Source organism: Latilactobacillus fuchuensis (assembly GCF_900258455.1).
GTDB classification, from domain to species: domain Bacteria; phylum Bacillota; class Bacilli; order Lactobacillales; family Lactobacillaceae; genus Latilactobacillus; species Latilactobacillus fuchuensis.
The window spans coordinates 1,013,139-1,038,268 of the sequence record NZ_LT984417.1 but is presented as its reverse complement, the minus strand read 5'-3'; the positions used below and the strand labels follow the sequence as shown (position 1 = coordinate 1,038,268).

At 40.4% G+C, this 25,130-nt stretch carries 22 protein-coding genes and 1 pseudogene; 3 read left to right on the top strand and 20 right to left on the bottom strand.

Annotation, left to right across the window (positions count from 1 at the left end; all coding sequences use genetic code 11):
- Positions 1-6: 6 nt before the first annotated feature.
- Positions 7-1,072: pseudogene (folE, locus tag LFUMFP_RS09880) on the bottom strand (GTP cyclohydrolase I FolE).
- A 2-nt stretch (positions 1,073-1,074) separates the two neighbouring features.
- Complete coding sequence (gene folB / locus LFUMFP_RS04885; protein WP_106483181.1) at positions 1,075-1,425, bottom strand: dihydroneopterin aldolase; 351 nt, start codon at positions 1,423-1,425, stop codon at positions 1,075-1,077.
- A gap of 316 nt (positions 1,426-1,741) precedes the next feature.
- On the opposite strand from folB, the gene LFUMFP_RS04880 reads away from it, so the two are divergent.
- Positions 1,742-2,467: a hypothetical protein gene (locus tag LFUMFP_RS04880; RefSeq protein WP_025083757.1), complete on the top strand. Its 726-nt coding sequence runs from the start codon at positions 1,742-1,744 to the stop codon at positions 2,465-2,467.
- Between the two features lie 12 nt (positions 2,468-2,479).
- On the top strand, positions 2,480-3,319 hold the full coding sequence (locus LFUMFP_RS04875) for a DNA/RNA non-specific endonuclease (protein WP_106483180.1): 840 nt from the start codon (positions 2,480-2,482) through the stop codon (positions 3,317-3,319).
- A 105-nt stretch (positions 3,320-3,424) separates the two neighbouring features.
- Here LFUMFP_RS04875 and LFUMFP_RS04870 read toward each other — a convergent pair whose 3' ends face one another.
- The gene (locus LFUMFP_RS04870; protein ID WP_106483179.1) at positions 3,425-4,186 is read right to left on the bottom strand and encodes a LytR/AlgR family response regulator transcription factor; all 762 of its coding nucleotides are present in this window, start codon (positions 4,184-4,186) and stop codon (positions 3,425-3,427) included.
- Positions 4,187-4,348: 162 nt separating this feature from the next.
- On the opposite strand from LFUMFP_RS04870, the gene LFUMFP_RS04865 reads away from it, so the two are divergent.
- Entirely contained in the window at positions 4,349-5,185 is an 837-nt protein-coding gene (locus LFUMFP_RS04865; RefSeq protein ID WP_106483178.1) for a helix-turn-helix domain-containing protein, read from the top strand.
- Positions 5,186-5,433: 248 nt separating this feature from the next.
- Here LFUMFP_RS04865 and LFUMFP_RS04860 read toward each other — a convergent pair whose 3' ends face one another.
- The 17 genes from LFUMFP_RS04860 to LFUMFP_RS04780 all read right to left on the bottom strand — a co-directional run bounded on the left by LFUMFP_RS04860 (position 5,434) and on the right by LFUMFP_RS04780 (position 25,128).
- On the bottom strand, positions 5,434-6,756 hold the full coding sequence (locus LFUMFP_RS04860; protein WP_106483177.1) for a sensor histidine kinase: 1,323 nt from the start codon (positions 6,754-6,756) through the stop codon (positions 5,434-5,436).
- A 230-nt stretch (positions 6,757-6,986) separates the two neighbouring features.
- The gene (locus LFUMFP_RS04855) at positions 6,987-8,258 is read right to left on the bottom strand and encodes a glycosyltransferase (RefSeq protein ID WP_106483176.1); all 1,272 of its coding nucleotides are present in this window, start codon (positions 8,256-8,258) and stop codon (positions 6,987-6,989) included.
- 168 nt (positions 8,259-8,426) lie between these two features.
- Complete coding sequence (gene wecB, locus LFUMFP_RS04850; protein WP_158697725.1) at positions 8,427-9,551, bottom strand: non-hydrolyzing UDP-N-acetylglucosamine 2-epimerase; 1,125 nt, start codon at positions 9,549-9,551, stop codon at positions 8,427-8,429.
- Between the two features lie 230 nt (positions 9,552-9,781).
- On the bottom strand, positions 9,782-11,116 hold the full coding sequence (locus tag LFUMFP_RS04845) for a SpaA isopeptide-forming pilin-related protein (protein ID WP_106483175.1): 1,335 nt from the start codon (positions 11,114-11,116) through the stop codon (positions 9,782-9,784).
- 171 nt (positions 11,117-11,287) lie between these two features.
- Positions 11,288-13,012: a SpaA isopeptide-forming pilin-related protein gene (locus LFUMFP_RS04840; RefSeq protein WP_106483174.1), complete on the bottom strand. Its 1,725-nt coding sequence runs from the start codon at positions 13,010-13,012 to the stop codon at positions 11,288-11,290.
- A 287-nt stretch (positions 13,013-13,299) separates the two neighbouring features.
- Positions 13,300-13,926, bottom strand: coding sequence for a hypothetical protein (locus LFUMFP_RS04835; RefSeq protein WP_106483173.1), 627 nt, complete (start codon positions 13,924-13,926; stop codon positions 13,300-13,302).
- Between the two features lie 35 nt (positions 13,927-13,961).
- Positions 13,962-14,618, bottom strand: coding sequence for a hypothetical protein (locus LFUMFP_RS04830; RefSeq protein ID WP_106483172.1), 657 nt, complete (start codon positions 14,616-14,618; stop codon positions 13,962-13,964).
- A 22-nt stretch (positions 14,619-14,640) separates the two neighbouring features.
- Positions 14,641-15,246, bottom strand: coding sequence for a hypothetical protein (locus tag LFUMFP_RS04825; protein WP_233210624.1), 606 nt, complete (start codon positions 15,244-15,246; stop codon positions 14,641-14,643).
- Positions 15,247-15,298: 52 nt separating this feature from the next.
- Positions 15,299-15,961 (bottom strand): hypothetical protein, encoded by a 663-nt coding sequence (locus LFUMFP_RS04820; protein WP_106483170.1) that lies wholly within the window; start codon positions 15,959-15,961, stop codon positions 15,299-15,301.
- Between the two features lie 23 nt (positions 15,962-15,984).
- Entirely contained in the window at positions 15,985-16,614 is a 630-nt protein-coding gene (locus LFUMFP_RS04815) for a hypothetical protein (protein ID WP_106483169.1), read from the bottom strand.
- 1 nt (position 16,615) lies between these two features.
- Positions 16,616-18,253, bottom strand: coding sequence for a T7SS effector LXG polymorphic toxin (locus LFUMFP_RS04810; RefSeq protein ID WP_158697724.1), 1,638 nt, complete (start codon positions 18,251-18,253; stop codon positions 16,616-16,618).
- A 5-nt stretch (positions 18,254-18,258) separates the two neighbouring features.
- The gene (locus tag LFUMFP_RS04805) at positions 18,259-18,525 is read right to left on the bottom strand and encodes a hypothetical protein (protein WP_106483167.1); all 267 of its coding nucleotides are present in this window, start codon (positions 18,523-18,525) and stop codon (positions 18,259-18,261) included.
- 24 nt (positions 18,526-18,549) lie between these two features.
- Positions 18,550-18,873, bottom strand: a complete 324-nt coding sequence (locus LFUMFP_RS04800) for a hypothetical protein (protein WP_106483166.1) — start codon at positions 18,871-18,873, stop codon at positions 18,550-18,552.
- A 3-nt stretch (positions 18,874-18,876) separates the two neighbouring features.
- The gene (locus tag LFUMFP_RS04795; protein ID WP_106483165.1) at positions 18,877-19,203 is read right to left on the bottom strand and encodes a DUF4176 domain-containing protein; all 327 of its coding nucleotides are present in this window, start codon (positions 19,201-19,203) and stop codon (positions 18,877-18,879) included.
- 22 nt (positions 19,204-19,225) lie between these two features.
- A complete protein-coding gene (essC, locus tag LFUMFP_RS04790; RefSeq protein WP_106483164.1) occupies positions 19,226-23,725 on the bottom strand; it encodes a type VII secretion protein EssC in 4,500 nt (1,499 codons plus the stop codon).
- The gene (gene essB / locus LFUMFP_RS04785; protein WP_106483163.1) at positions 23,709-24,866 is read right to left on the bottom strand and encodes a type VII secretion protein EssB; all 1,158 of its coding nucleotides are present in this window, start codon (positions 24,864-24,866) and stop codon (positions 23,709-23,711) included. The genes essC and essB overlap by 17 nt, the downstream gene beginning before the upstream one ends.
- Positions 24,850-25,128, bottom strand: coding sequence for an EsaB/YukD family protein (locus LFUMFP_RS04780; RefSeq protein WP_106483162.1), 279 nt, complete (start codon positions 25,126-25,128; stop codon positions 24,850-24,852). Before LFUMFP_RS04780 ends, essB begins: the two co-directional genes overlap by 17 nt.
- Positions 25,129-25,130 lie beyond the last annotated feature (2 nt).

Sequence of the window (25,130 nt, the reverse complement as noted above, 5' to 3'; positions counted from 1 at the left end):
TTTCACCTACTTCAATAATTGTAAAAATTCATTTCTTAATTGTCGATCCGTTTTGAACTGACCGCTGTAAAAAGTCGTTAGGGTTTGACTAGTGGCTTTCTTAATCCCACGCATTTCAACACACATATGCCGCGCCGTAACTTGAACGGCCACACCTTGTGGGGCTAGAATCTGATTCAAAATCTGCCCAATATCACGGGTTAAATTTTCTTGCACGCTCAATCGTTTCGACACAAAATCAACTAAGCGCGGAATTTTACTCAACCCAATAATCCGCCCTTCTGCTGGTAGATACGCCACATTGACCTGTCCAAAAAACGGTAACATATGGTGTTCACACATTGAATAAAACGGAATGGCTTGCATCAAAACCAGCTGGTCGTCATCCACAATTTCGGTTTCAAATAGTTTATAATCTTTAAAATCAGTTTGCCCTTGATAGGCTAAAACTTCTTGATACATTTTAGCGACACGTTGCGGCGTTTCAAATACTCCCGCACGCTGTGGGTCATCCCCGACTTGTTTTAAAATATCTCGAACATCTTTTTCAATTTGTTGAACTGTTTTATCGACCATCATCAACCTCTTCTAATCGTTTAATCGCTTGTGTTGCCGTTGCTTGTAACACGTTAATTTGGTGTTCAATTGCTGTCTTTTGATAGAAGTCTGCCTTACAAATTTCGAGAATCGGGACTAAGACAAACAGTCGGTTGAAGGCTTCCGGATGGGGAATGGTTAACGCCGGCGTCTGAAATTGCTCCTCATTGAAAAAAATAATGTCCAAATCTAACGTGCGTGGTCCCCAGTGAACCGTCCGTTGCCGTAAACACGCTTGTTCAATTGCTTGTAAAACGGCTAATAACTCGGTAGCCGCGTAATCAGTTCGCAACTTTAAAGCGCCATTCACAAAATCAGCCTGACTAACAGGCCCAACCGGCGTCGTTTGATAAAACGCCGACTGACGTTCAATCCTAATCCGCGAATCAGCGGTTAATAATACTAGCGCGTGCTGAATGTTGGCCTGAATATCACCGAGATTACTGCCATAACTAATATAAACTTGATTGTGCACCACTAACCCTCCATTTCAATCTCAACGTTTTCAAAAATCCCATCAATTGGCACCGCGATTTTACGAACATTCACTTGAACCAGTCCGATTCGCTTGGCATCTAACTGATGGATTGCTTGAATGATATCGTGCGCTAAGGTTTCAACTAGGTTGACCCGACTACGGTTAACCAGTTGCGCTACAAGCTGGTAGAATTCGGCGTAACTAACGGTATCGTCTAACTGATCGCCTTGATACGGTGTGGTCATCGTGACTGCTAGATCAATTTCGATCCGTTGCCCTAATTCTTTTTCTGCTTGAAAGACGCCGATATGTGAATGAAATTGCATTTTATTAATTTTAATCCGATACATCATGACTGCCTCCATTATCCGTTCAATATTCCATTGATGAATATAATTGTACGTCTTTTAAATAAATAATACTATTAATAAGCGGATTTTCAACTTAATAGTCGGTTTTATCATGATTTTTTAACGATAATCCGCTTTCTAGTAATATTATCGTTCGTTATTTAAAATAAGAATGCTTTTCTATTGATAATCTTGGTATACTTAACAAGTCTGATCATTCATTAACTTTTATATACGCAAACGAGTTAATTTTGACCGACATTGTTCACTATTTCTGGGGATTAGTGGCTCTATTAAATTATTTTGGAGGAATCTCATGATTAATATTTTATTACTATCTTTACTCGTTAGTGTTAGCGTCGGATACTACTTAATCCGGCGTAAAAGCGCTAAACACTCATCATTCGTTTTAAGAACCCCGTTATTAGTCAGCTTAACAGTCGCCGTTGTCGCTTTAATCGGACTAAGTCTGGCGACGAATAATCAACCAAGCCACCAACCACAAGCGGCTAAGCAAAGTGACGTTACCAAGGTCAAAAAATTATCGACTAAAGAAAAAAAGGCCGTCTTAGCCACTTCCAGCTCTTTGAAAAAAGAACTAACCCAAAAGCAAGCAGAAGCTAAAAAGCTCACTAAAAAATTAACCAAGAAACAAAAAGCCTACAAAAAGCAAGTCAAAATTGCTTCTGAATCAACTTCAATCGCACAAGCACAGGCTGCTTCTGAATCCCAAGCAGCCGCTAGCAGCGCTGCACAATCCCAATCGATTGCTGCAGCAGCACAGGTTAGTCAACAAGCCGCTGAGTCTGCTCGGGTTCAAAGTCAGCAAGCCGTGGCCGCTCAACAAGCTGCAGCAGCTCAACAATCACAGGCCGCGGCTACGGAACAAACGCAAAACACGGTCTACATCGCGCCGGACTCTGGTCGGAAATACCACAATGATCCTAACTGCCGGGGCCTCAGCCGAGCCAACAGCGTCATTCCAATGTCACTAGCTGATGCACAAGCGCAAGGCTACACGCTTTGTGGCTGGGAAGATTAGGAGGAGAAATTAATGACGATTAAAAAACAGCTTAAACAGCTCACAATTGGCCTGGCCTTAATCGGTTGCGTTACCTTAGCGCAACCACAACCAACTTTTGCTCAAACGAAAGTAGCCGACCTAACACAAAAAGAAGCGCATCAGATCGAAGTTAAGAATCGCAAGAATACACAAAAGCTAACCAAGCTTCAAAAGAAAATCAACCAGTTAAATCAAAAAATCGCGAAATTAGATCAAAAATTAAACACAACGCCCAAAACAAAATCATCGACAACTGAACTAGCGGCGTTACAATACACTAATCAAAACGAAATCGTGGTTAACAATAATCAACCCACGTTTAATGCCACTGATTTAGCAACCACTAAAGGCGCTTGGCAGACTTTTAGCGACTTAGACCAACTCAATCGGGTTGGAAGTGCCAACGCACTGTTAAATAAATCGTTGATGCCCACTGCTAAACGCGAAGGCCTGACTTGGAACCCAACTGGTTGGCACAACAAACGCATTAGTTCCGGTTGGCTCTATAATCGTAGTCATTTAATTGGTTATCAATTAACCGGTCAGAACAATAATCCTAAAAATTTGATGACCGGTACTCGTCAACTAAACGCTCCCGAAATGTTAGCCCATGAATCCGACATCGCCTACTTCTTGAAACAAAATCCGAAGGCTTACGTTCGTTACCGGGTTACCCCGATTTTTAAAGGTGAAGAATTACTCGCTCGCGGCGTTCAAATGGAAGGCCAATCAGTTGGTAGCGACGCAATCCAGTTCAACGTCTACATTTTCAACGTTGAGAATGGTGTTACCTTAAACTACGCTGACGGCACTAGCACGATTAAAAAATAACGATTAATCCAAATTAAAAAGGCTGGTTATCCCGAACTAAGGATAACCAGCCTTTTTATCTTGATATTCAATTGATAACCGAGTTCTGTCACAGCTTGTTTTTGCTTAATCCGGTTGAGCGGTAGCAATTAAATTCATTAGACCCGTGACTTTCCGATAGGAGATATCGCAACTATCCCCGTTATCAAACGCCACCCGTCGTTTCAATTTATCAATCTTCACCACTTTTTCAGGATTAACTAAGATACTTTTATGAGCTTTATAAAATTGTGGCAATTGCTTTTCAATATCAATCATTTTAGCACTGAATTCAATCACGCTACTATCAGCGTGGACTAGAATATGGCGGACTTGCTGGGCCGTTTCAAAATAATTAATTTCATCCAATTTGATTTTTTCTAGAATTAAACCGTTATTATATTCAAAATAAGCCGCATCCTCTTGTTCTGGCAACTGCTTATCATGTAGCTCAATCGCCGTCATTAAGGTTTCCTGAATCATCGCACGAACACTTTCTAGGCCATCTTCTTTGTAGATGAAATTAAGAATATTAATCCGACGTTGAATCGTTTCCTTCAATAATTCCTCGTGCGTTGAGATAAAGGCGATTTGAGCATACGAATCAAGTTTCCGAATTTCAAGCGCCAAATCAATCCCATTCAATTGATCGTTGGCTAAGTCGATATCTAAAAAATAGAGGCCACCTTGAAAATAACTTTCTTTTAGAAAGACTAATAATTCGTAACCATTCTTAGTCTTTAAAGTAATCTCAGTTGTATTGGGATGCGACTGCGCAAAATTAGTCACAATTTCACTATAATTTTTGAGAAGCGTTGGTTCATCATCACATAAAAAAACGTTAATCATCTTAGTCCTCCAGTTTAAAATCCCACGAAATAGCTATTAAGCATATTTTACCATCATTCACTTAGAAATAATCATTTCAACATAAACGTATACATATTTGCTTCAAGCGTTTATAATTAATAGTAAATATATATATATAATTTCTATATCGGAGGTTTTACTATGTTCTTAGGTGATTTGATTCACGAAAGAAGATTAAAAAAACAACTCACACAATCTGAATTAGCGGCCGGTATCTGTACTCAAAATACGATTAGTAAGATTGAAAAAAAACAGATTCCACCGACGATTCCAATCTTAACCAAAATTTGTTTACGTTTAGATTTAACCCTCAACGATTTATTTACAGAGTTTAATTCAATTGACACGGCAACCGATCAAAATACAATCAATGCTGAAATTGCCCTATTAAACGGTCATACCCAACTTGCCTTGGACTGCATTCAACCCATTGACTTTGCTAGTAGCCAACCAAATACGTTCCCTCCAATTTTCTATTTCTTCCAAGGTTACACGAGCTTTTTAAATCAACAATCTGAACTACAAGTCTTTTCTGCTTATAATTCCTTTACGGCAGCGATTGGGGATGAAGCATCCACCCTGAAACTCTTGCTCAACACCGGGATGGGTTTAATCTATCAACAAGCAGATGAACCGCTCGCTGAATTCTACTTCAATAAGAACTTACTATTAATTCAACACTTGGACCATTTAAATAACGTTGATTTACATCGCGTTTTATTCACCATCTATCATACTGCGCAATACCTATTAGCCAGTAATCAAAATAAAGTGGCTAAAAAACTATTGGAGACTGGAATCGAATTAAGCCAAAAACACCATTTTATTGATCAATTGGCTCAAATCCTTGCGCTTAAAGCTAAAACGCTTGGTAAAAATACCCCAGAATACGCTGAAACCTTAACCCAAGCCTTAGTTTTTGCTAAATTCTTAGAAGATGACCAATTAAGTATCGAAATTGAACAGTTACAAAGCTAACTAATAACCGACCAATCCCCCTTCAACTTCTAGGGGGATTTTTTTAATGGCTCGATCTCAGACAATAAAATGGGGCGTGGCATAAATCTTAGTATCCTAATTTTAACCGAATAGTTTTCATTGACGCGCGCCAGAACTCATCAATTTCCGTTCAAATCAAAAATACTGGTTATCCTTAGTTCAGGATAATCAGCATTTTCAACTTGATACTCAATTGATAACCAAGTTCTGTCACAGCTTGTAGATTTCTAATCTGCAACACTTAGTTGCGCAATAAATTCATTCGAAACCTGTTTGACTGATAGATAGAAATTGCCGTGTTGATTAACAATTTCGCGAACCGTTGTTAAGCCTAATCCGCGGTTATCCTCTTTGGTTGAATAACCCCGTTGCCAAATCTTAGCAATATTAACCGACCCATCAACTCGATTTTTAACCAGGTAGATTAAATGCCCCGATTCTCGGAAAATACTGACAACCACTTTGGCTTGATTAACAGCAATGGCGGCCTCTAATGCATTATCTAATAAGATGCCCAGTATCCGCAATTCATTAAAATATTGTTGCTGACTATCAAATAAATCATCACTCACTTCGACCGTCAATGAAATCCCTTGTTTTTGAGCTGCGACGTATTTGCTAAAAATAATCCCCTTAATATAGGTATTATTGATATTCGCAAAACGGCCAATCTCACTACTGAAAATCGCATCAAAGTGATATTGTTGCATTAATGCCTGCACATCGGCAGTCAGTAGCGCATCATCACTTTCGTCAATTCGGATTTCAAGGGCAAGTAACGCGTTCTTAATATCGTGCCGAAATTGACGGACCTCATTATAATTTTTTTCGAGTTGGTCCGTATACATTGCCAAGTTGGCCTGGTTCGTTTGTTCCCGTTCGATTTTAGCCTGTCGCAACAAGATTCGGATAAACAACCAACAGCCAATTACCACGAAGAACAAAGCGACAAAAATCGTCAAAACCATCAATGTTAAATAACCAATTGGCACGTTTAAGTAACTAAATTCATCGACTAATACGATAACCATTACCGTGCTACCGAGCAAACCACCCATTACAAATAATAAATCACGATAACCATACCGCTGAATGGCTTCATTTAAGACAGTTCGGATTTTTACGGTAAGAATCAATATCAGCCCACCGACAATTAGCTGTAAAAAAGCACAGATAACAGCACTCAACCACGTGAATGAACTCCCAAAAATAGTGAGAATACCCATGATCGCAATCTCTGTCAACAACGTTGAAATAATAGTCGTTAGATAGGCAAGTGCACCAGAAACTACAATTTGTCCCCAAAGTTTTCGTCTATTCAAACTTTTAATTAATTGTTTGCTCATCAGAAGCACTAACATCATAATCAAAATTAATTCTTCATATCGGATTAATCCGATAAGATCGAACATCTGAATAACAGCAACACTACCGAAAATTCGCCACCAGCTATTAATGTTTAGTTGTTTCAACAAATAAAGATAGGCTGTGAGCATAAAAATATATGACGTGACGTTAATCAATAAACCCTGTCCTGTTGTAATCACCATTCGACAATTTCACTTCCTTTACCATTAGCACCAAATAAAAATCCATAAACGGAATAAACTAATCATATCAGTCACCTCCTTATTTATAAACACCCTCAACTAATGCTCTTGAATTTTATCAATAATAATCGGAAAATACAACCACCTTAACATGAACGTTGCGTTTATTGTCATGTACGTTAACTTTATATCGTACTTGTACGTACACAAATGTTTTGTTGCGCAACTAATTAATTGCGTTTAGTTTTAATCCAATCATTTTGTTTCATCAATTTTCGATAGAATGCCAAAATGATACTGAAGAAAAGAATGACGTACATATAAGATACGAAAAGCGGTAATACCATTAAATGGCGCTTGGGTGGCACGTCTTCGTGGAAATGGCGCAACGTTTTTCGATAATTTAAAGTAAAGATGACGCCCAAAACGAGTGACGCCCCAAAAACCCCCAATAATAATAAGCCACTGTTTAGCCAGTTGGTATTTGGCACGGTGACAAACCGATAAATCATATCGCTAAAAAGAATAATGATGACACTATCAGAAACGAGGTTTAAATACGGTTGGGTTAAAAAATAGAGAATACTCACCCATTGTGACTTCCGTAAATGGCCCTCTTTCCACAACGGTTTGACATACTTCAGACAATCTAAGTTACCCTGCACCCAACGACTACGTTGCTTAATCAGCCGTGGGATTGAAAATAGCGCTTCTTGATAAACGTAAGCGTCTGCGACATAATCTACTTTTAAATGTTTAATCATTAATTTTAACGTTAACTCGTAATCATCCAACAGCGCTCTGCCCCAAGGCCGTTTACCAATGCGATCCAGAATTGGTTTCAATCTAAAAAACTGACCATTCCCACTCAAACCGACACTTTGAAACAATTTACGGGCGATTTGATCATAATTATTAATCGTAAAAAATTCGGCATCTTGGGCCACTTGGAGCGCATTTTTAAAGGGCGCCTTCATCTTGACTCGCAATTGAACCGCAGTACTGCCTTCGAAGTAAAAAGATTTAGCGACCGCGTCTAAAGCGTTATTCGACAGATAGGCATCCGCATCCAACACCCCGATGACAACTCGTTCAGGTGCCAACTGCTGTTCTTGGCAAGTGGCTAACACTAATTGCAACGCATCGTTTAACGCCTCACCTTTACCCTGTTGCGCATTTGGTAACTGCCTCTGATGCAGACTAACCCGCGCATCTTTGACTTGTCGAACACAATCAGCCGTTCGATCAGTAGACCCATCATCAATGACGATCACTTGGCCATCAAAATTAAAAGAACATAGCCGCGTCACCGTTTCTTGAATGACCTGATCTTCATCAATGCACGGAATTAAGAAAAAATAAACCAATGGTTCTTGCGTTGTCATGGCCATATAATCACTGGTTGTCCGTCGCTCAACGTACATCGAACTAAAAACCGTGGTTAAAACAAACGTGTAAAATAGCACCATGATGACAAAATATAGATCAATTACTAACTGCATATTTAGTGGTTCCTTCCACGCTTAATAGAATCCATGATAATCATTAATAACGTAATGGTGCCCGCCAAGACAACACTTACCACAATTAATATCAATATTGGTATTAATAATTTAATCAGCTGTTGTAACACCATCTTAAAACTCCTCACTTACATCAATCATTCCCCGTTAACCAATATCGGCCAAGCCGAATTCACGCGCCATAATCGTTAATATCCGTTCGGCAGCTCGTCCGTCGCCATACGGATTTTGGGCATGCGCCATTTCTTGATAGCGGACTTGATTCGTTAATAATTCATCGACTGCTTGTTCAATTGCGACTGGTTGCGTCCCAACTAACCGCAAAGTACCGGCCGCAACGCCTTCTGGTCTTTCAGTTGTCTCTCTAAGCACCAATACTGGCACACCTAAAGCGGGTGCTTCTTCTTGAACACCGCCCGAATCGGTCATGATTAAATAACAACGCGCCATTAAATTATGGAATTCATCAACCTCTAATGGCTTAATTAATTGAATCCGCTCATGGTTCCCTAACTCTTCTTGGGCCATTGATTGAATGGCTGGATTCAAATGAACCGGATAGATGAGCACCGTATCAGGATGACGATCAATTATTTGTCGGATCATTTTAAAAATCCGTCGCATTGTTAATCCTTGATTTTCCCGGCGATGCATCGTCAATAAAATAAGCCGCTGCCGCTCTGTCACCCCTTTAAGAAATGGTAACGTTGCTGTTTGGTCAACCGTTGTTTTCAAAGCATCGATTACCGTATTACCAGTCACGTAAATTTGCGCATCGGTATGGTGTTCTTGCAATAAATTCTGTTGACTTGTTTTGGTCGGTACAAAATAAATATCTGCAAGTACATCGACCAATTGCCGATTCATTTCTTCTGGAAACGGCGAATACTTTTGCCAAGTTCGCAAACCAGCTTCAACGTGCCCCAATTTAATTTGATGATAGTAAGCCGCCAAACTTGCCGCTAATGTGGTGGTCGTATCACCATGAACTAAAATAATATCTGGCTTTTTTCGGCAAATCACCTGGTCCAACTGACTTAAAACCGTCGTTGTAATCGTTGTTAACGTTTGTTTGGGGCGCATGATGTTTAAGTCAACATCCGGCTTAATCGCAAACAGCTCTAAAACAGCGTCTAACATTTGTCGATGTTGCGCGGTCACAACCACGATTGATTCAAATCGTTGATCCTTTTCTAACGCCTTAATAATTGGGGCCATTTTAATCGCTTCCGGGCGTGTGCCAAAAATAGTCATCACTTTCAGTGCTGCCATTATGATTCCTCACTTTTATTTTTTAATAGGTGACCTTTAATTCATCCAAATATAAAAAAAAACGCGTTGCCAATTAAATTGGAAACGCGTCTTTGTGCTAATCAATTGTAGTAATTACTTTGGAGGAATAATTACTACTCAATCATTATACCGCGTTTAATATCGAAAAAACAATAAAAATATAGTATAAAGATGTTTTAACAACATTTAAAACACTATTTATCTAATGATTAACAACCGTGATGGCCGCCATGGTGGCTGCCGTGGTGACAACCATTGTGGTGTTCGCCGTGGTGGCAATCGTCATGGTGATGATGACAGCCGTGGTGGTCGTCGGTATCACATTTCTTATCAGTGACTGTTACCGTTGGTGTTTGTTGGTCAGCCGTGATTGAGAAATTAAAATGATTCCGATTCAAAGTGTAACCAGTTGGTGCTTTTGTTTCGACAAAATAGTAATCACCTGCATCTAAATCACAGACAGTAACGACACCGTTCCGGTTAGTTGTTAAGTTAGCTTGAACGAGTTGCCCATTTGACCGGTATAGTGAGAAAACAGCGCCGGCTAATAGTTGACCGCAATCAGCATCTTTTTTAATTAAAGTGACTTGACCTTTAATCGCTGGTTTTTGATCACCAGTCCCATTACCTGAACCACCCCAAGCAACTTCCGCTTCAACACTAGCGGTTTGATTGCTACCGTTAATATCGGCTGAGATATCAGCTTTGTTGGTCCATTTTTGGTCAGCATTCAACCCAGTAATTTGTGATTGATAAGTGACGTTAACCGCTTTTTCAATATGGTCAAACGTAAACACTAATTGACCATTAACTTCAGAAATCGTCGTTGGTGTCACAGTACCACCGTCAGCGATAAAATCGCCATTGGCATCGAATTGACCCGTCTTAGCCACTAATGAGCCTGCGACATATTTTTGATTCGCACCCAATGTGTCATTGATCACGACTTTGTCCATCGTTTTACTAGCCGCATTGAAAGCGACGTTCCAAGTAATCAAATTGGGATGATCGTTGACTAATGTGTCATCTGAAATCCAACCAATTTTATTCAATAACCAGTCATTCATGATATTCTTGTCGTCATCCTTACCAACCGTCATAAGCGTTAAAGCACCATGGCGATTCAAGTTATGCGTTACAAGATAATCGTTAAAGGTCATCGTTCCGGTTTGTGAACCGGCAGCAATCTTAAATTGACCGATAACCGCGTGACTTTGAATATCATATAAATCAAATTGATAATTTTCACTCGTTACAACGTTGTTTGGCAAAGTAACGGTGCTAGTATCACCAGCGTGTAAATCGACGTTGTCGGCCATTTGCCATTGATAGGTCACTTTGAAAGCTTCCCATTTACTTAAAGTCGCCGTGTGCGACATGACATTATCATTCGTATCTGTAATGACGGCGCTATTCGCATCTAACCCTGTCATATTCCCAACCGTCGCAGCTGAGACGGTCCCCATTTTGAAGCCCATCAACATAATCAATCCCATACATAAGTATAGAATTTTAGTTGAAATTAACTGTCTTTTCTTTTTCATACCTAACACTCCTAAAATTAAATTTGATCAAAGTAAAACGTACCTTTATTCTTATTGGAAAATCACAACCTCTCAATCAAATTGAATATAATATATTTGTGCACATTTATATTATAAATAATATCTATAATTTTAGCAAGAAAATATCGTATTAATTGTATTGATTCTAATTTATCTGGTCCAAGTTCGATCACTAACGCTTAAATAAGCGACCATCCCAATTAACGTCAATCCAAGAATGACCAGTTGCCAATCAGATTGAACTGACGTCTGCGGTAATTGCTTAGCCGTTTGTTTTTGTGTTGTGATTTGCTTAGTCTTATTACTTGGCGTGAGTGGCTGTGCCGGCACTTCAGGTTTGGGCTTAGGGACCGGCCGTAACTGATTATATTTAACAACGGTCACCGCTAATTGTGCCTGACTAATTGTAAAGCTAACCGGCGTTGTATCCAGTTGATAGCCCGCTGGTGCCTGGGTTTCAACAAAATAATAATCGCCGATTGGCAATTGAGTCACCACAATTTGGCCGGTTTTATCCGTCTGTAAATCACTTTGCACGACTTGACCAGCCGCCGTTCTGAGGTCAAATACCGCGCCAGCTAATGCTTGATGCGTGGTCTGATCTTGTTTATGCAACGTGACTTGCCCGAGAACCACTGGTTGATTCGTCTTACTTACACTGACATTCTGATTTTGATTAGCAATAATTTTGAACTGAACCGGTGTCGCATCGAGTTGATACCCGGCTGGGGCTTGCGTTTCAATAAACTGATAGTCGCCAACGGCTAATTGAGTCACTTTAATTTGACCAGATTGATCGGTCACCAAATCACTTTTAACAATCTGGCCTTGGCCGTCAACTAATTTAAAATGGGCGTCTTTTAAAACTTTCGTCTCATCAGTGGCATCCTTTTTAGTTAGAACAACACTTTGGTTTGTCCCAGAACCGTCGCCATCCCCGCCGGTCGACGCCGTGTGCACCGCAACGGTCGAGGTTTCATATTGGTCACCACTTAAGCTGGCTTGGTTGGTATAACTGCCCGCAGCACCGCCATCAGTCGCCCGTGAATCATAATTAACCAAAACGGTATCATCTAAAGTCCCTAAGTTAATTTGAAATGATTGTTGATTATTAATTGTGATTTGACTACTAGGGACTGCGCCAATTACTGTATATTGATTCCCTTCTCCATAGACAACATGGCTCGCACGAATCGTATTTTCAATTAACGTTTGATTCGGTCCTAGCGTATCGGTCAACACCGCATTTTGAATCGTTAAGCGCTGATAGTTAACGCGCATCGTCCAGTGAATTAACGTCGGATCATTGGCATCAATCGTCCCCCATTTCCATAACTGTTCGTTACTATCCGGTTTAGCATTCGGTCCGACATAGACATTAGTAATCCCTTGATTACCCCAATTAAGCGGTACTTCGGTATCAATCGTAATATTATCCAAATTCCATTGAGTTCTGATATTAAACGAACCCTCACGATTAGTCGGATGGCTGGTGTAATAATCCGTAAAAGTGATCAGCACCGTGCCCGTTGTTTTATCGACAACCGCATTAGCAATTACGACACCATTTTCATCTAAAATTTCAAACTGAACATCACCACTGACCACCAGTTGAATCGGTAACGTAACTTGCATTGTATCGCCGGCTTGAACGGCTTGTCCGTCCGGAATTTGAAAATCATAGTGGGCCTGAGTCGTATCAAATTCGCCAACATTTGTGGCGGGATTACCCGCACCATCTAATAAAGCGGCGTTAGTAATGAATTGATCACCAAACTGAGTACTCGCCATAACCGGATGCGCCTGCCATAAACCTAGCGCAAACGTTACTAAACATCCGAGTGTTGCTAACAATAAAATTAAATTCTTTTTCACTTTTTTTCCTCCATTATTCGATCACGCATCTCCTAAAATAAATGGTAACCCTTATTAACAATCATTATAATGGGCCTTAATTCAAGATTAAAGGCCTTATCACCAACGTTCGATATCCAGACGTAAACGTTATTCATTATTAAATAAAATGATATTTAATTACAACAATCACTATAAAAGTGACTTCTCTAAAAAGTTTAATTCAAGCAAAAAAGCAACCAGCGACGCATGACTCGTCGTTAGTTGCTTTTTTGAATTTGATCTCTGCCCCGGATTTGCTGGCTAGTTTAAATAAATTTTTCGACATACCGCCGGAACCATTTGGGGATTTTGACTAGAAGATACATCGGAATCGAAAAAGTCATTATTGCTCCCAACAATCGAACTGGATGGAATTCGATTGATTTCTGTGCCGGTGGTGTCGTCGATACGAATATTACTGTAACCATCATAATAACACCAACCATCCCCAACATTAATCCCATTATACCTATGCCAAATGTCAAATTATTATTAAGCGTCAGACCCTCTTTCTCCGTCGCTGATTTCAAACTTTTTTTAAGAGTCATTAATAACACGGACCAAGCAATTATCGTCCATCCTAAACCAAAAATAATCCATGTTCCAAAAAATATTATTCCCGATAGGTTCGAATTATGACTGGTATTTATCAAACTATCTAAATTGCCAATCAGTACAAGCAGTATCAATAACCAACTAAAGATTGTTAAGGATAACCATCCTAAAGCTCTTCCTAGTTGATTATTATTATTATTTAACGAGTTCTTATTAACATTTCTAATTGACGACGAGGTCATCATTACTAAACAACTAATAGTGCAGACCACTATTTTCAGCGTTAAAAATAAAACCGATTGTTGTGCTGTCCCTATGAACCAATCAAATACTGCCATCTTAAACCTCTATCTAGTATATTTGCTAATTTCTTTTATCTATTTCGATCACGCCGTCTTTTAAGACGTGCTGGATAATCCTGAACAAGTTGTTGCTGAATCGCATAAGTCCAAACTGATTTTTCAAACCATTTTGGTATTTTGATTAGCAAATAAAATAAAACGATAAATGGTATAAAATATACCACAGCTAGTAAATGTGGTTTCCCATTATCAGGTATTCTAATAATGACTTCTAATAACCCCATTGAAGCAAGTGATGTTGATATTAGTCCAAAAAGCATCGTCATTTGAGCAAATCCAAATACATAATTATTGGAGAATAATATTTTTATTCTTTCTACATCTTGATTTTGATAAGCAAGCTTTTTCGCTTCTTTTGTCAGTACAGTAAAAGTAATGAGGCAACAAATAATGCCTACAATACCTGGGATACCTGATAGTAGTAAACCTAGTTTTTCACTATCATCGGCGTAAAAATGAACGCCTAATATTGCACCAGAAATCAATCCACCAACAAAATAAACAACGATACTTAATATAGCCAACAGCATAGAACTCCCAATTCGATTTTTTTTACTAATCAGGTCATAAAACATCCCCGCCATTAACGAGCCTAAAACAATTAGATAAACACCTATGAACCAAAATGAGTTACTTGTAATCCCTAATACGATACGTTGTGCTACCATTAATTAATGCCTCTACTTTAATTTAAATAAATTTTTCGACATATCGCCGAAACCATTTTGGAATCTTAATTAATAAATAGATTGGTACAATAAATATTAAAATTAGTACTATTATTCTGATCGGATGAATTTCAACTTGTTTAGTCGCCGGTGGTGTCAACTGATTAAAAAGCATTATCATCAACATCATGCAACCCACTATTCCGACCATTAACCCTGTGATACCTGCGTTCAACGTTAAATTATTATTCAGATAAAGTTCTCTTTTATCAACGGCCGGTTTTTCACTTTTCTTAATATTAGTCAATAGAAAAGACCAGGCAGTTATTGTCCAACAAAAGCCTGAAATGATTAACGTTATGAAAAAAACTGCGCCAAATAGATCTGATTGATATTCTGAACTCATTAAATTATTTAAATTAACCGCAAAAATTATCGTTGATCCTAACCAACCAACGACCGTTAAAAACAACCAACCTAACGAAGTCCCTAGTTTGCTATTATTCTTATTTAAAGAATCTCTGTTAACATTCTTTAACGATGATAAAATAACCGTTACTAAATAGATCCCGATGCATAAAATCATTTTTAATACTATCCATAAAACTGATTGTTGTGGTGTGCCCATTAACCAATTGATGACTGTCATCTTAAACCTCCAAATATTGAATTTCTATTTTTTATTTATTTCGATCACGTCGTCTTTTAAGACGTGTTGGATAGTCCTGAACAAGTTGTTGCTGAATGGCATAGGTCCAAGCCGATTTTTCAAACCATTTTGGCACATTAAATTGTAGATAGACTCCTAAAATATAGGGTATCACCGCTAATAAGCCAATCCAATGCACTTCGTTATCATTCGGAATTTTCAAGAGAAGATCAATTATTGCCCCGGATGGAAGTACGGTAAAAATGAGCCCCATCAATAACGTCAATTGTGAAAATCCAAAAACATAATTATTGGAAAAACTACTTTCGATTGTTGATTCTATATCTTGATTATCGCCATCTAATAGTCTCCGACAATTAATAACTAAAAATGTAAAAGAAAGCAATGAACATAAAAGTCCCATTATTCCTGGTACACCCGATAAAAGTAATCCCAATCTTTCACTATCCTCATAATAAAAGTGAACGCCTAGAATTAAGCCCACAATTACGCCACCCACTAAATAAACGACGATACTCAACACGGTGTCGATCATCAGAAATGTGCTTCGGTTCTTTTTATTCGTCAATCCATAATATATTCCAACCATTAATAGTCCTAAAACAATTAAATAAATACCTATGAACCAAAATGAATTACTTGTAACCCCTAATACGATATGTTGTGCTGCCATTAATTAATGCCTCTACTTTAAGTTTAAATAAATTTTTCGACATACTGCCGAAACCATTTCGGAATCTTAACCAACAGATACAGTGGAATCGCGAACGATAATATAAAACCTACGATTCTTAATGGATGAAATTCAAATGTTTTACTAGTTGCCGCAATTTTATCAGGACTACCAAATACCATTGTTAGCATAATAACACCAACCATTCCAAACATTAATCCCGTTATTCCTGCATTCAATGTCAAATTGTTATTAAGATACAAAACTTCTTTCTCCGTCGCCGATTTCGAACTCTTTTTAATATTTATTAATAACACGGACCAAGCAATTATTGTCCATCCAAGACTTAAAACAATCCATGTCCCGAAAAAAAGCAGCCCAGATAAATATGAATCATGGTCAGGATTTATTAAACTATCTAAATTACCAATCAAAATAAGTACTGAACCTATCCAACAAACAACTGTTAAGACTAACCATCTTAAAGGTATTCCTAAATGGCTATTATTTTGATTTAACGAGTCCTTATTAACATTTTTAACTGATGATAATGTAATAGTTATCAAATAAATAGTAGCGCAAATCGCTATTTTTATTATCAAAAATAAAACCGATTGTTGTGGTGTCCCCATGAACCAATCAAATATTGCCATTTTAACGATCTCCTAGATTACTGATATATTTTGTATAACTATACTGCTGATTGAGCGATTTTATTATTGATTGTACTTGTTTAAGTTTAGCTTCTTCTACAGTCTCTTCCATTGAAGTTCGCATACGTTGACTTGTACTATCAATAGTTTTATTTTTTACAAAACCTATGCCTTTACCGATTCCCTTACCACCCATATCTCCAGTAACATCTGAAATAAATTCGTTTCCGGTTACTTTATATGTGCCATCCCTTAATATTTCATTGGTTCCATTTGAAATTGGTTCGATTATTTCTTTCTTAATCTGATATTCTCCAAATTCAGTAACTGATTTTTTCCCATACGTTACCGTGACTACCTTACTTACTTCTTTTGCTGTTACACCACTGATTCTAGCCGGGAATATTGTTTGACTTGATTTAATAGTACCAGCAACAATATTTTTACCTATATTTTTGTTCATTACACTAGTAAATATTTTACTTTCTCTAGAAATATTCACCACTATTCCCTTTTCAGCTAATTCCTTATATGCCCCACTACTTCCAATAATACCAGAAGCTATATTTGCGGTTTCATACGTATATTCTCCTATTTGCTGACCTAATATCCATTGAAGGTTAGATTTTATAAAATTTGTACCTTCATTTTTGCCAGTTCTAGCTTTATCAAAGTCACTATACAATGTATTTGCATCAAAGGCTGCGGCCGTTGCAAGTAAAAGTAAAGGAACTGCGGCGCCGCCTGATGCTAGTGTCAACAGTCCCCCCACTACAATGAAAGATAAGTCTACAAACAAAGAAGCTGCTCCAGCTGTTCTGTTGGCGTCTTTTTGTTTTTGCGCTTCAATTTTCTTTTGTTTCGCCACCGCTTTTTCGTATTGCTTTTGGCTAGTACGAATTTGGCTAAGGCTCTGTCTGGCTTGCTTATCCGCAGCGGCCCGGCTCTGGTTCATTGCGCTAACACTCGCTAGCGCGTTCGTATACTGCTCACCCGCTACCAAATTAAAACCGCCGCCTTGATAGTCCGCCATTGTTGGCACGGTGCCACCCGCGTATTGACCGACGAGGCTGTTTAATTGCCCGATTAATGTGTCTAAAGTCGCAAAATCATTGGCGTGATCACTGTCGTAACGATGCCAGTCCGTTTGCTGATCGAACGCCAGCTTTTTCATAGTCGTCAAATTATCAATCACCGCCGAACTGTTCTTAGTGACTTTCGCTAAACCACTGGTTGCTTTTATATGCTCAACCTTGGTCATCGTTTTGGTAGCGCTCGTCAAAATTTTGTGATAATCGCGGCTGCGATTAGCGACTTCTGTTTGGTGCTTCGCTAAATCGTCATCGATCAATTTAAAAACAACGCCGTTTTGATCAACGGCTGGATAACCGATCACGTAGAAATCGAGCGTTTGTTGCAGATTGTCAACCGCCTGAAGCAACCCGTTAATCATACCGTTAATGTGGACCTCTTGTAAATATGCTGTGATATTAGTCGCGGCTGTTCCTTGAAAATTCTCAGAAGTCGCTAAGTTCTGTAAAGCTGTTTTAAGTTGTTCTAACTTTTCTGTTCGGCGCTTGAGACCATCTGTCGCGCGCTTTTGATAATCCGTTAATTTTTCATAATACAGTTTTGCCACGTTATTCACCGCTTTCCGTTAGCATTGTCGAGGGTCACTTGGTTATCGGCCGCCGCTGAAAAGCGACTAATATCGTGACTAATCACATCAGCATAGGCGTTGATCGCCTTCGTTAAATCAGCATACTTGGTTTGAAATTGCTTAGGAAAATTGGTTGAAAGACTGCCTTGAGGGGCATTTAACCCGTTACCCCCATCAAGGCGCTTAGCGGCCGAGTTAGCCTTCGTTAAGTCCGTGTTGTACGCCGCTTGATCTAAATGTTGTTTAACCATTAGCTACCTCCGATTGACTGTCCGCTAATAGGGACTATTAATTTGATATTTTGCGACCGTGCTGTATGCACCTGCGTATAAATCAGCGCTGAGCGCATCGATTTTACTTTGATAATCCGCAATTGCTTTCTCAATTCCGGTGTTGATTTTCCCGACAGCTTTTTGAAGATCGCTTAATTCATCGATAAATCTCATCTGTTGACTGCCCGCCCACTGTTTGGTCCCGGCCGTCATCAGTTTACTAATGTCTAACGCCGCGATTGCTTCTTGATTCGCACGTAATTTAGCTATCGCCGCCGATAACTTGTCAATCTTAGCTTGTTTAGCGGCATCCGCTTTTTTCCCCATCGACTATTCCTCCCGTAGGCTTGCGAATGGGTCCGGCGCGCCGTCCTCATCCAACGTTTGTAATATCCGATTCAGCTCGCCCACAATTAAGGCGTCATCCTCATCCCGATACCCTTCAAAAATCACTTTTAGAATTTGTTCATGATTAAAGTAGACGAGCTGGTCTTCAACTAATCCTTCTGGATAAAGAATCGCCCCGTAATCAAAATAACGTGGCGCTCCGCCATCGTCGCTTGGTAACTGAACACCGCGTTGCGCGATTGATAATTTCTTAACGGTTCCTCGTAGAATGATAATTGAGCCTAATGGCAAAAATTCAACCTGTTCCATTTGATAAGACTTCCTTTATTGATTATTTTTGACCGGCAAATCTCATTTTGGCGTATTTGCGGCCTTTGGATTCAAAGTAATAGGCTTCATTTTCAGCCAGTTGGCCCGCCATGGTTGAGCCCGTTGCTTGAATCAGGTTGGTCTCACTGAGCTTCGCCATGACCAGCCCAGCACTGACGATTTCTCGAATCCCCGGTGCATACGGATCAAAGCTACGGCCAACATAGTTTTCTGGACTCTGGATAATGATTGATAAGCCGGCTTTACGCCCTTTTTGAATCGTCAGTTTGAAATCGGCTAAGTTAAAGTTGGTGCCTTTAAAGAATTGTTCTAAATCAGCAATATACATTATCGCTGAATCTAATCGCCGATTCTCAGTCGCTGCTTGCACATAATCAGCCATTAATTGTTTTAAAGCCGCGATATCTTCTAAATCATTCGTAAAGACTTGATTAAACAAGTCGTGCTGCTCTTTTAATTCCGATTCCAAATCAACTAAGAAAAGCGCCTTGTTTTTTGCTAATGTTTTAAATTGCGCGAACAATACTTTTTGAATATTGGCTAACTGTTCCTCCGTACTGTGAGCAATCAAGAAGAATGCTTGTTGATCCGGAATAAACCCTAATGGCGCCGTATCGCTTAAGGCCAACCCGAACGGCAATTTGCCAGCGGCTACCCATTCAACGACCCGTTGATCGTGATTGAAGGCTGCTAGTTCAAATTCACTGGGCACAATCGGTAACACCGATGGCCGTTCACCCTGCCAACTGGCCTCCATGACGGTCACGTCCTCTTTAAGACGTTGCAAAATCGCCAGTGTTTCAGTTTCAGTATTCGGCGTATAGATTTGAATCGCGTTCACCTGCTCATCAACAGCTAACTGCCCGCGACCGTTGAAGGCTTGTTGCTGAATATACTCGCGGCCCATAATATTCCTTAATTCATCATTATCAATTAAGAACAGTGGTAACTGGGTCGCCATATTGCTCAACATCGCCATTCTGATACCTGAACTGCGACTCGTCGTCATCACTAGGTAAATGCCTAACGAATTGCCTTCTCGTAAAACTTGCATCAGCGTGCTATCAATCGCATCGCGCTGATGATCTTCCAGCGCGGCATCGTAACTATCAATGACATTGACAATGATTGGTAACTGTTTTTTCGTACTCATTTCATATTGCGTAAGGCTTGCCACCCCGGCTTGTTGAAAGGCTTTTTTGCGTTCATCGAGTTGTTCACGGATTCGTTGCAACATTTTCGTTAATTTTTCGACTTGTTCCAAATTAACGAGATCGGCCACGTGGGGTAAATCCTTCAAGGGCAATAAACCGTTCGTGCCAAAATCCAATAGATTAAATTGCATTTGTGCTGGCGTATTTTCCTTAGCAAAGTTCATCAATAAGGTTTGCAACGCCGTCGTTTTCCCAAATCCGGGACTACTATAAATTAAGGTGTTACCCTGTGTTTCAAGATCAAAATTAAACGTGACTTGCGCTTGTTTACTCGGCACATCCAATAGTCCAAGCGGTGCCGCGGTTATTCGTGGTTGTTCCCACTTAGTTTTAAAATCAATCTGCGGTGTGGCAATCATGGTGTCTAATGGCGGTAACCACGGTTTATCCGGCAGAACGGCCTTCGTTTCGGTGGCGATTGCGGCAATTTGATCCACGATTGCTTCTAATTGTGTTTTTTCAGCTTGTTGATTGGTCACTTGAACGACTTCATCTTCGGATAAATCGGCCGTTAATAATTCCGTTTGCCCGTAATCATTAATCAACCAAAGTCGTTCATCAATTTTGACTTCTTGGCTTTGATTTGGATCGTACTTGGCACCGCTCCACGCACTCTGGAATAATTCGTAAATTTCATTATTCCCAACTTGTAAATAGGCCCGACCGGGTTCAACAATGCTTGCAGCATCCGGTGTCTTTAAAATTTCGTTCGAATCAGCGACATCTTGCACTTTTAAAGCTAGTTTAAATCGAGAGTTCGACCAAATTTGATCATCGACGACCCCGCTTGGTTTTTGCGTCGCGAGAATCAGATGAACCCCCAGCGACCGCCCAATTCGAGCGGTCGAAACTAATTCGTCCATGAATTCGGGTTCATTAGCTTTCAATTCAGCAAATTCATCGGACACTAAGAAGAGATGGGGTAACGGTTTCGTCGGATAGTTAGCCTTTTCAACGGGGTCACTGACCAACTTACCGGCTTTATACAGTTTGGTATAACCGTTAATGTGATTGACCCCGAACTGACCAAATAAGCGTTGGCGTTTTTGTAATTCAGCTCGAATACTGGCTAACGCCCGTGCTGAACTGGCACCGTCCAAATTGGTGATGGCGCCCAACAAATGTGGGAGTTTCGCAAATAAATTCGCCATCCCGCCACCTTTGAAATCAATTGGCAAGAAACCGACATCTTCCGGTGCGAAATTGACGGCCAAACTCAATAGATAACTTTGCACCGTTTCGGACTTACCCGAACCAGTGGTCCCCGCGACCAAACCGTGCGGCCCGTGCGCGCGTTCGTGCAGGTTTAAATAAACAAGTTCATCTTTGCCGCGTAAGCCTAGAGGCACCGCTAATGATTTAGAGGTGTTTGCTTTTTGCCACCGTTGTGCAATCGCTAATTGAGCCGTCGTTTGCACGTCGTACATCCCTAAGAAGGTAACCGATTCCGGAATCGCATTTTTTTCGACTTCTAAATGGTTTAAGTTCGCTAAATGACTAATCAGCACCGGTAAGCTTTGTTGATTCGCTAACCGATAAGGTTTAAAACTTTTAGCAACATACTGCCGATCTTCATTGATTAGTTTAGCTGCTGCCAAATTGTCATATTCAATGAGTGTCGTGACGGTTTCCGGCAACATAGCAGCGCCTTCTTTCCCCCAGATGACCGTGACCCCGTATTGACTCATGTCTTCTGCCAGAAATTCATTTAACCCGTGACCGGCTAACCAACTGTCGTCGAGAATCGTTAAAATGTAATGCGGACTGAACGTCAATTGCTCGTGGCTCTTTTCGGAAACGAGTTGGCGGCGCTTATTGAGTAATTGGTAGAAACTGTTTAAGACCATCTCTTTGGTTTGAACATTGTGTACAATCCCGCGCAGGTTTAATGCGTGGATCTTGAAGTGGGGTAACCACCGCCATTGTGTCCAATCAGTTGCGTAGGTTTGTTCGGGCACTAAGGCCAGCATTTCGACATCGTGATACGAATGAAACGTCGCAATTTGCAAGAGCAAGGCTTGAACGACTTCGCTCAACTGTCGTTCCACCCCAACTAAACCAATCGTTTGATTTAAAAGGGAGGTTGTTACCGGCGCATCTCGCAAATACTGATAGGGTTCAATAATCGTTTCGCGCGCCAATTGCATTAAGGGGTCATTTTTATGTTGCTCATCATCCTTAAAATCCAATTTAAAACTAGGTGCGATTGCCCCAGTCCCCAACATGACTTTCAAGTAATCTTGATGATTACTCGTCTTTTCATAGATCCGCGGGCTATAATTTAAAATTAAATCGGCCAACGCCGGCATCGCTGGATAATGATAAGCCAGTGCATGCCGTTGCGTGACCGCCAACTGTTTAACCTGCGCCGCTTTTTCGACAATGTATTCTTGATAATGACTTGTTCTTAATTGAGCTTGCTGACCGGCCGTCTTTTTATTCGTAAAGAATGACGAAATCGAAATCCCCATCGTCATTAAACTAGCGCTCCCCATCCCAAGCATCATAACCGGATTGCGACCACTTAGAATCGCAGTCGCAAAGCTAGCGGTTAACATCCCCAATGGCGGCAGGATGGTCTTGAACAAATCATTCTTTTCTTGGTCCCGTAAATTTTCCGGTTGATTAATCGTGATTTTATCTTTGGGTTCTTGCAACATGATTCGGGGGCTTCTCCTGAAATCCGGAAAATCAATTGGATATTCCGGTTGATAGGGCACCGTCCGTAACCGCCTAAACTGCGTTTGCTGTGTCAAATCCGTGATTTTAAATTGGTGTGGCCGCCGTTCTAGCATCAGTCCCGCGACCAAGACTTGATCACCAACCGCGAAATTAGTGGTGGTATTAGTCACCCGTTTTTGATTCAAATAGCTGGCTTGCTCACCGGCCAGCAGCGTAATTTGATACTCATCTGCCCCTAAGGGTGTCACGATAACCCGTGCCGAGTCTTGGATTTGCAAATTCGCTTTATCATCGGCGGCAATCACCAACCGGTCAATCGGTGGTAAACAACTGACCGTGATTAACGACGAGTGCCGGACAATTAATAATTCAGCGATTCGGACACTCGCCTGCTTGAAGATAACTGGTTGCGCATCAATCTGTAACTGTCCCACGACTGTCGTCAATTGATGGTGGCCGACTTGCCGCTGTTGATTCGCAGTCATTGTGACGTGCAACAATTGGGCTTCGGTCAGAAAAATATCGAACGCTATTTCAGGGGTCGCTACAATTTGGTCGTCTAGATTGCCAACTTGCGGATAAATCGGCTTATTTTTCAAGACCATTGGCTTTGCCCCCTAACTTCTTGACGTATTTTTGAATGCTCGCCTGATATTGTTTTAGCCGTTTTTGCTTTTGGGTCCCATCCATACGATCATCGGCCTTAGTGACATCGTATAGCTTGGTGTAGGCATATAACGTTAATTGATTATCGCCGAGATTCTTAGCCAAACTGAGTGCCGTTTTAAAGTCACCCCGTCCGGTATTAATCCAGTACAACAACGTATTGGTATCACTCTGTGGAGATATCTGATTTAACAATGTTTTCTTTTGCTGATTGGTTAAATTATCGAGATTAATGTAGCTGGCGGCTAACACGTATTGCGCCGATTTCGCTAACTGTTTCGGATTGTCGGCCTTCAAAATATCAGTCGTTTGATTGTAATCTTTGGTCATAAAGGCCGCTTGACTATTAATCACCCGCGTTTGTTCGGGGGCCTTAACCCCTGACAGATACCCGACACTGCCCGCTAGCACCAAGGTACTAACCACGAGAACCCCAAATCCCCACCGTAACCAGGTATAGCGACTCTGTTTAACGGGCACTTGATTCAGCGTCATCCGCCGGTATTCGGCTTGTAGAATTTGAGTGATGGCTTGAACGTTCTCCGCTACGACAATCGATTGTTCAAACGGATTGCGCATTGCCGCCGAGCCATTGACCAACGCCACGTATTCGTATTTCGGATTGAGTGTGTTGAGCACTAATGCTTTATACCGCGCTAAAAATCCCAATGAATCTTGTTGTTCGGGGATCACAACGCCTTCAAAACCACGATGGGCCAGTCTAATCTGTTGTTCAGTGACCCAGATATTTTGGGGCGCTAAGAATAAATTAACATTCTGGCCTTGCCAATGGCCTAAGACGTTCAACATAATCGCCAAGCGCAACCGTTCTTGCTGATTGGCCGCTTGACTAGCGGCTTGCAACGTCTGCCCCCATTTCGGTAAGGCATATTGAATCATTAACTCATTATCTTGAGTGACCGTTAATTGACCAGGCAACAAAGTTGGGGTTTCAGCCAATAACGTTTCAATAAACGCTTGTTGGCCAGCTTGGTATTGATTGGCTTTTAACGTCACTTCAAATTGACCCGCTTCGATCCGGACTTCAATTTGATTCTGACCATCATTGATTTGTGTCATGCTTATTTCCCACCACTTCTTGAATTATAAATTGATCGCCATCACTGACTGGGTAATTAGCGAGCAGTTGATCTGGTGCTAATCGTAATTGCTTGCCCTGCAAACTCAAATGCCACTGTTGCGGCAGTTCAATCTTTAATTGTTGTAAATTTAACGCGATTAAACTTTCTAGACGCTGAGTCGTCACATAGCGTGGCACCTGTAAATCAAAGGATTGCGTTTGATATTGTAATGCAATCGCGATACTGGTTTTTTTAACCATTT

What these genes read in the sequence shown, in the direction of transcription:
- LFUMFP_RS04795 (WP_106483165.1), bottom strand. Translation starts at nt 19,203, where the DNA reads ATGGAACAGGTTGAATTTTTGCCATTAGGCTCAATTATCATTCTACGA.
- essC (WP_106483164.1), bottom strand. Translation starts at nt 23,725, where the DNA reads ATGGTCTTGAAAAATAAGCCGATTTATCCGCAAGTTGGCAATCTAGAC.
- LFUMFP_RS04860 (WP_106483177.1), bottom strand. Translation starts at nt 6,756, where the DNA reads ATGGTGATTACAACAGGACAGGGTTTATTGATTAACGTCACGTCATAT.
- LFUMFP_RS04830 (WP_106483172.1), bottom strand. Translation starts at nt 14,618, where the DNA reads ATGGTAGCACAACGTATCGTATTAGGGATTACAAGTAACTCATTTTGG.
- LFUMFP_RS04820 (WP_106483170.1), bottom strand. Translation starts at nt 15,961, where the DNA reads ATGGCAGCACAACATATCGTATTAGGGGTTACAAGTAATTCATTTTGG.
- LFUMFP_RS04805 (WP_106483167.1), bottom strand. Translation starts at nt 18,525, where the DNA reads ATGGTTAAACAACATTTAGATCAAGCGGCGTACAACACGGACTTAACG.
- LFUMFP_RS04865 (WP_106483178.1), top strand. Translation starts at nt 4,349, where the DNA reads ATGTTCTTAGGTGATTTGATTCACGAAAGAAGATTAAAAAAACAACTC.
- LFUMFP_RS04870 (WP_106483179.1), bottom strand. Translation starts at nt 4,186, where the DNA reads ATGATTAACGTTTTTTTATGTGATGATGAACCAACGCTTCTCAAAAAT.
- LFUMFP_RS04825 (WP_233210624.1), bottom strand. Translation starts at nt 15,246, where the DNA reads ATGGGCACACCACAACAATCAGTTTTATGGATAGTATTAAAAATGATT.
- LFUMFP_RS04880 (WP_025083757.1), top strand. Translation starts at nt 1,742, where the DNA reads ATGATTAATATTTTATTACTATCTTTACTCGTTAGTGTTAGCGTCGGA.
- LFUMFP_RS04780 (WP_106483162.1), bottom strand. Translation starts at nt 25,128, where the DNA reads ATGGTTAAAAAAACCAGTATCGCGATTGCATTACAATATCAAACGCAA.
- wecB (WP_158697725.1), bottom strand. Translation starts at nt 9,551, where the DNA reads ATGGCAGCACTGAAAGTGATGACTATTTTTGGCACACGCCCGGAAGCG.
- LFUMFP_RS04845 (WP_106483175.1), bottom strand. Translation starts at nt 11,116, where the DNA reads ATGAAAAAGAAAAGACAGTTAATTTCAACTAAAATTCTATACTTATGT.
- essB (WP_106483163.1), bottom strand. Translation starts at nt 24,866, where the DNA reads ATGACACAAATCAATGATGGTCAGAATCAAATTGAAGTCCGGATCGAA.
- LFUMFP_RS04815 (WP_106483169.1), bottom strand. Translation starts at nt 16,614, where the DNA reads ATGGCAATATTTGATTGGTTCATGGGGACACCACAACAATCGGTTTTA.
- LFUMFP_RS04800 (WP_106483166.1), bottom strand. Translation starts at nt 18,873, where the DNA reads ATGGGGAAAAAAGCGGATGCCGCTAAACAAGCTAAGATTGACAAGTTA.
- LFUMFP_RS04875 (WP_106483180.1), top strand. Translation starts at nt 2,480, where the DNA reads ATGACGATTAAAAAACAGCTTAAACAGCTCACAATTGGCCTGGCCTTA.
- folB (WP_106483181.1), bottom strand. Translation starts at nt 1,425, where the DNA reads ATGTATCGGATTAAAATTAATAAAATGCAATTTCATTCACATATCGGC.
- LFUMFP_RS04855 (WP_106483176.1), bottom strand. Translation starts at nt 8,258, where the DNA reads ATGCAGTTAGTAATTGATCTATATTTTGTCATCATGGTGCTATTTTAC.
- LFUMFP_RS04835 (WP_106483173.1), bottom strand. Translation starts at nt 13,926, where the DNA reads ATGGCAGTATTTGATTGGTTCATAGGGACAGCACAACAATCGGTTTTA.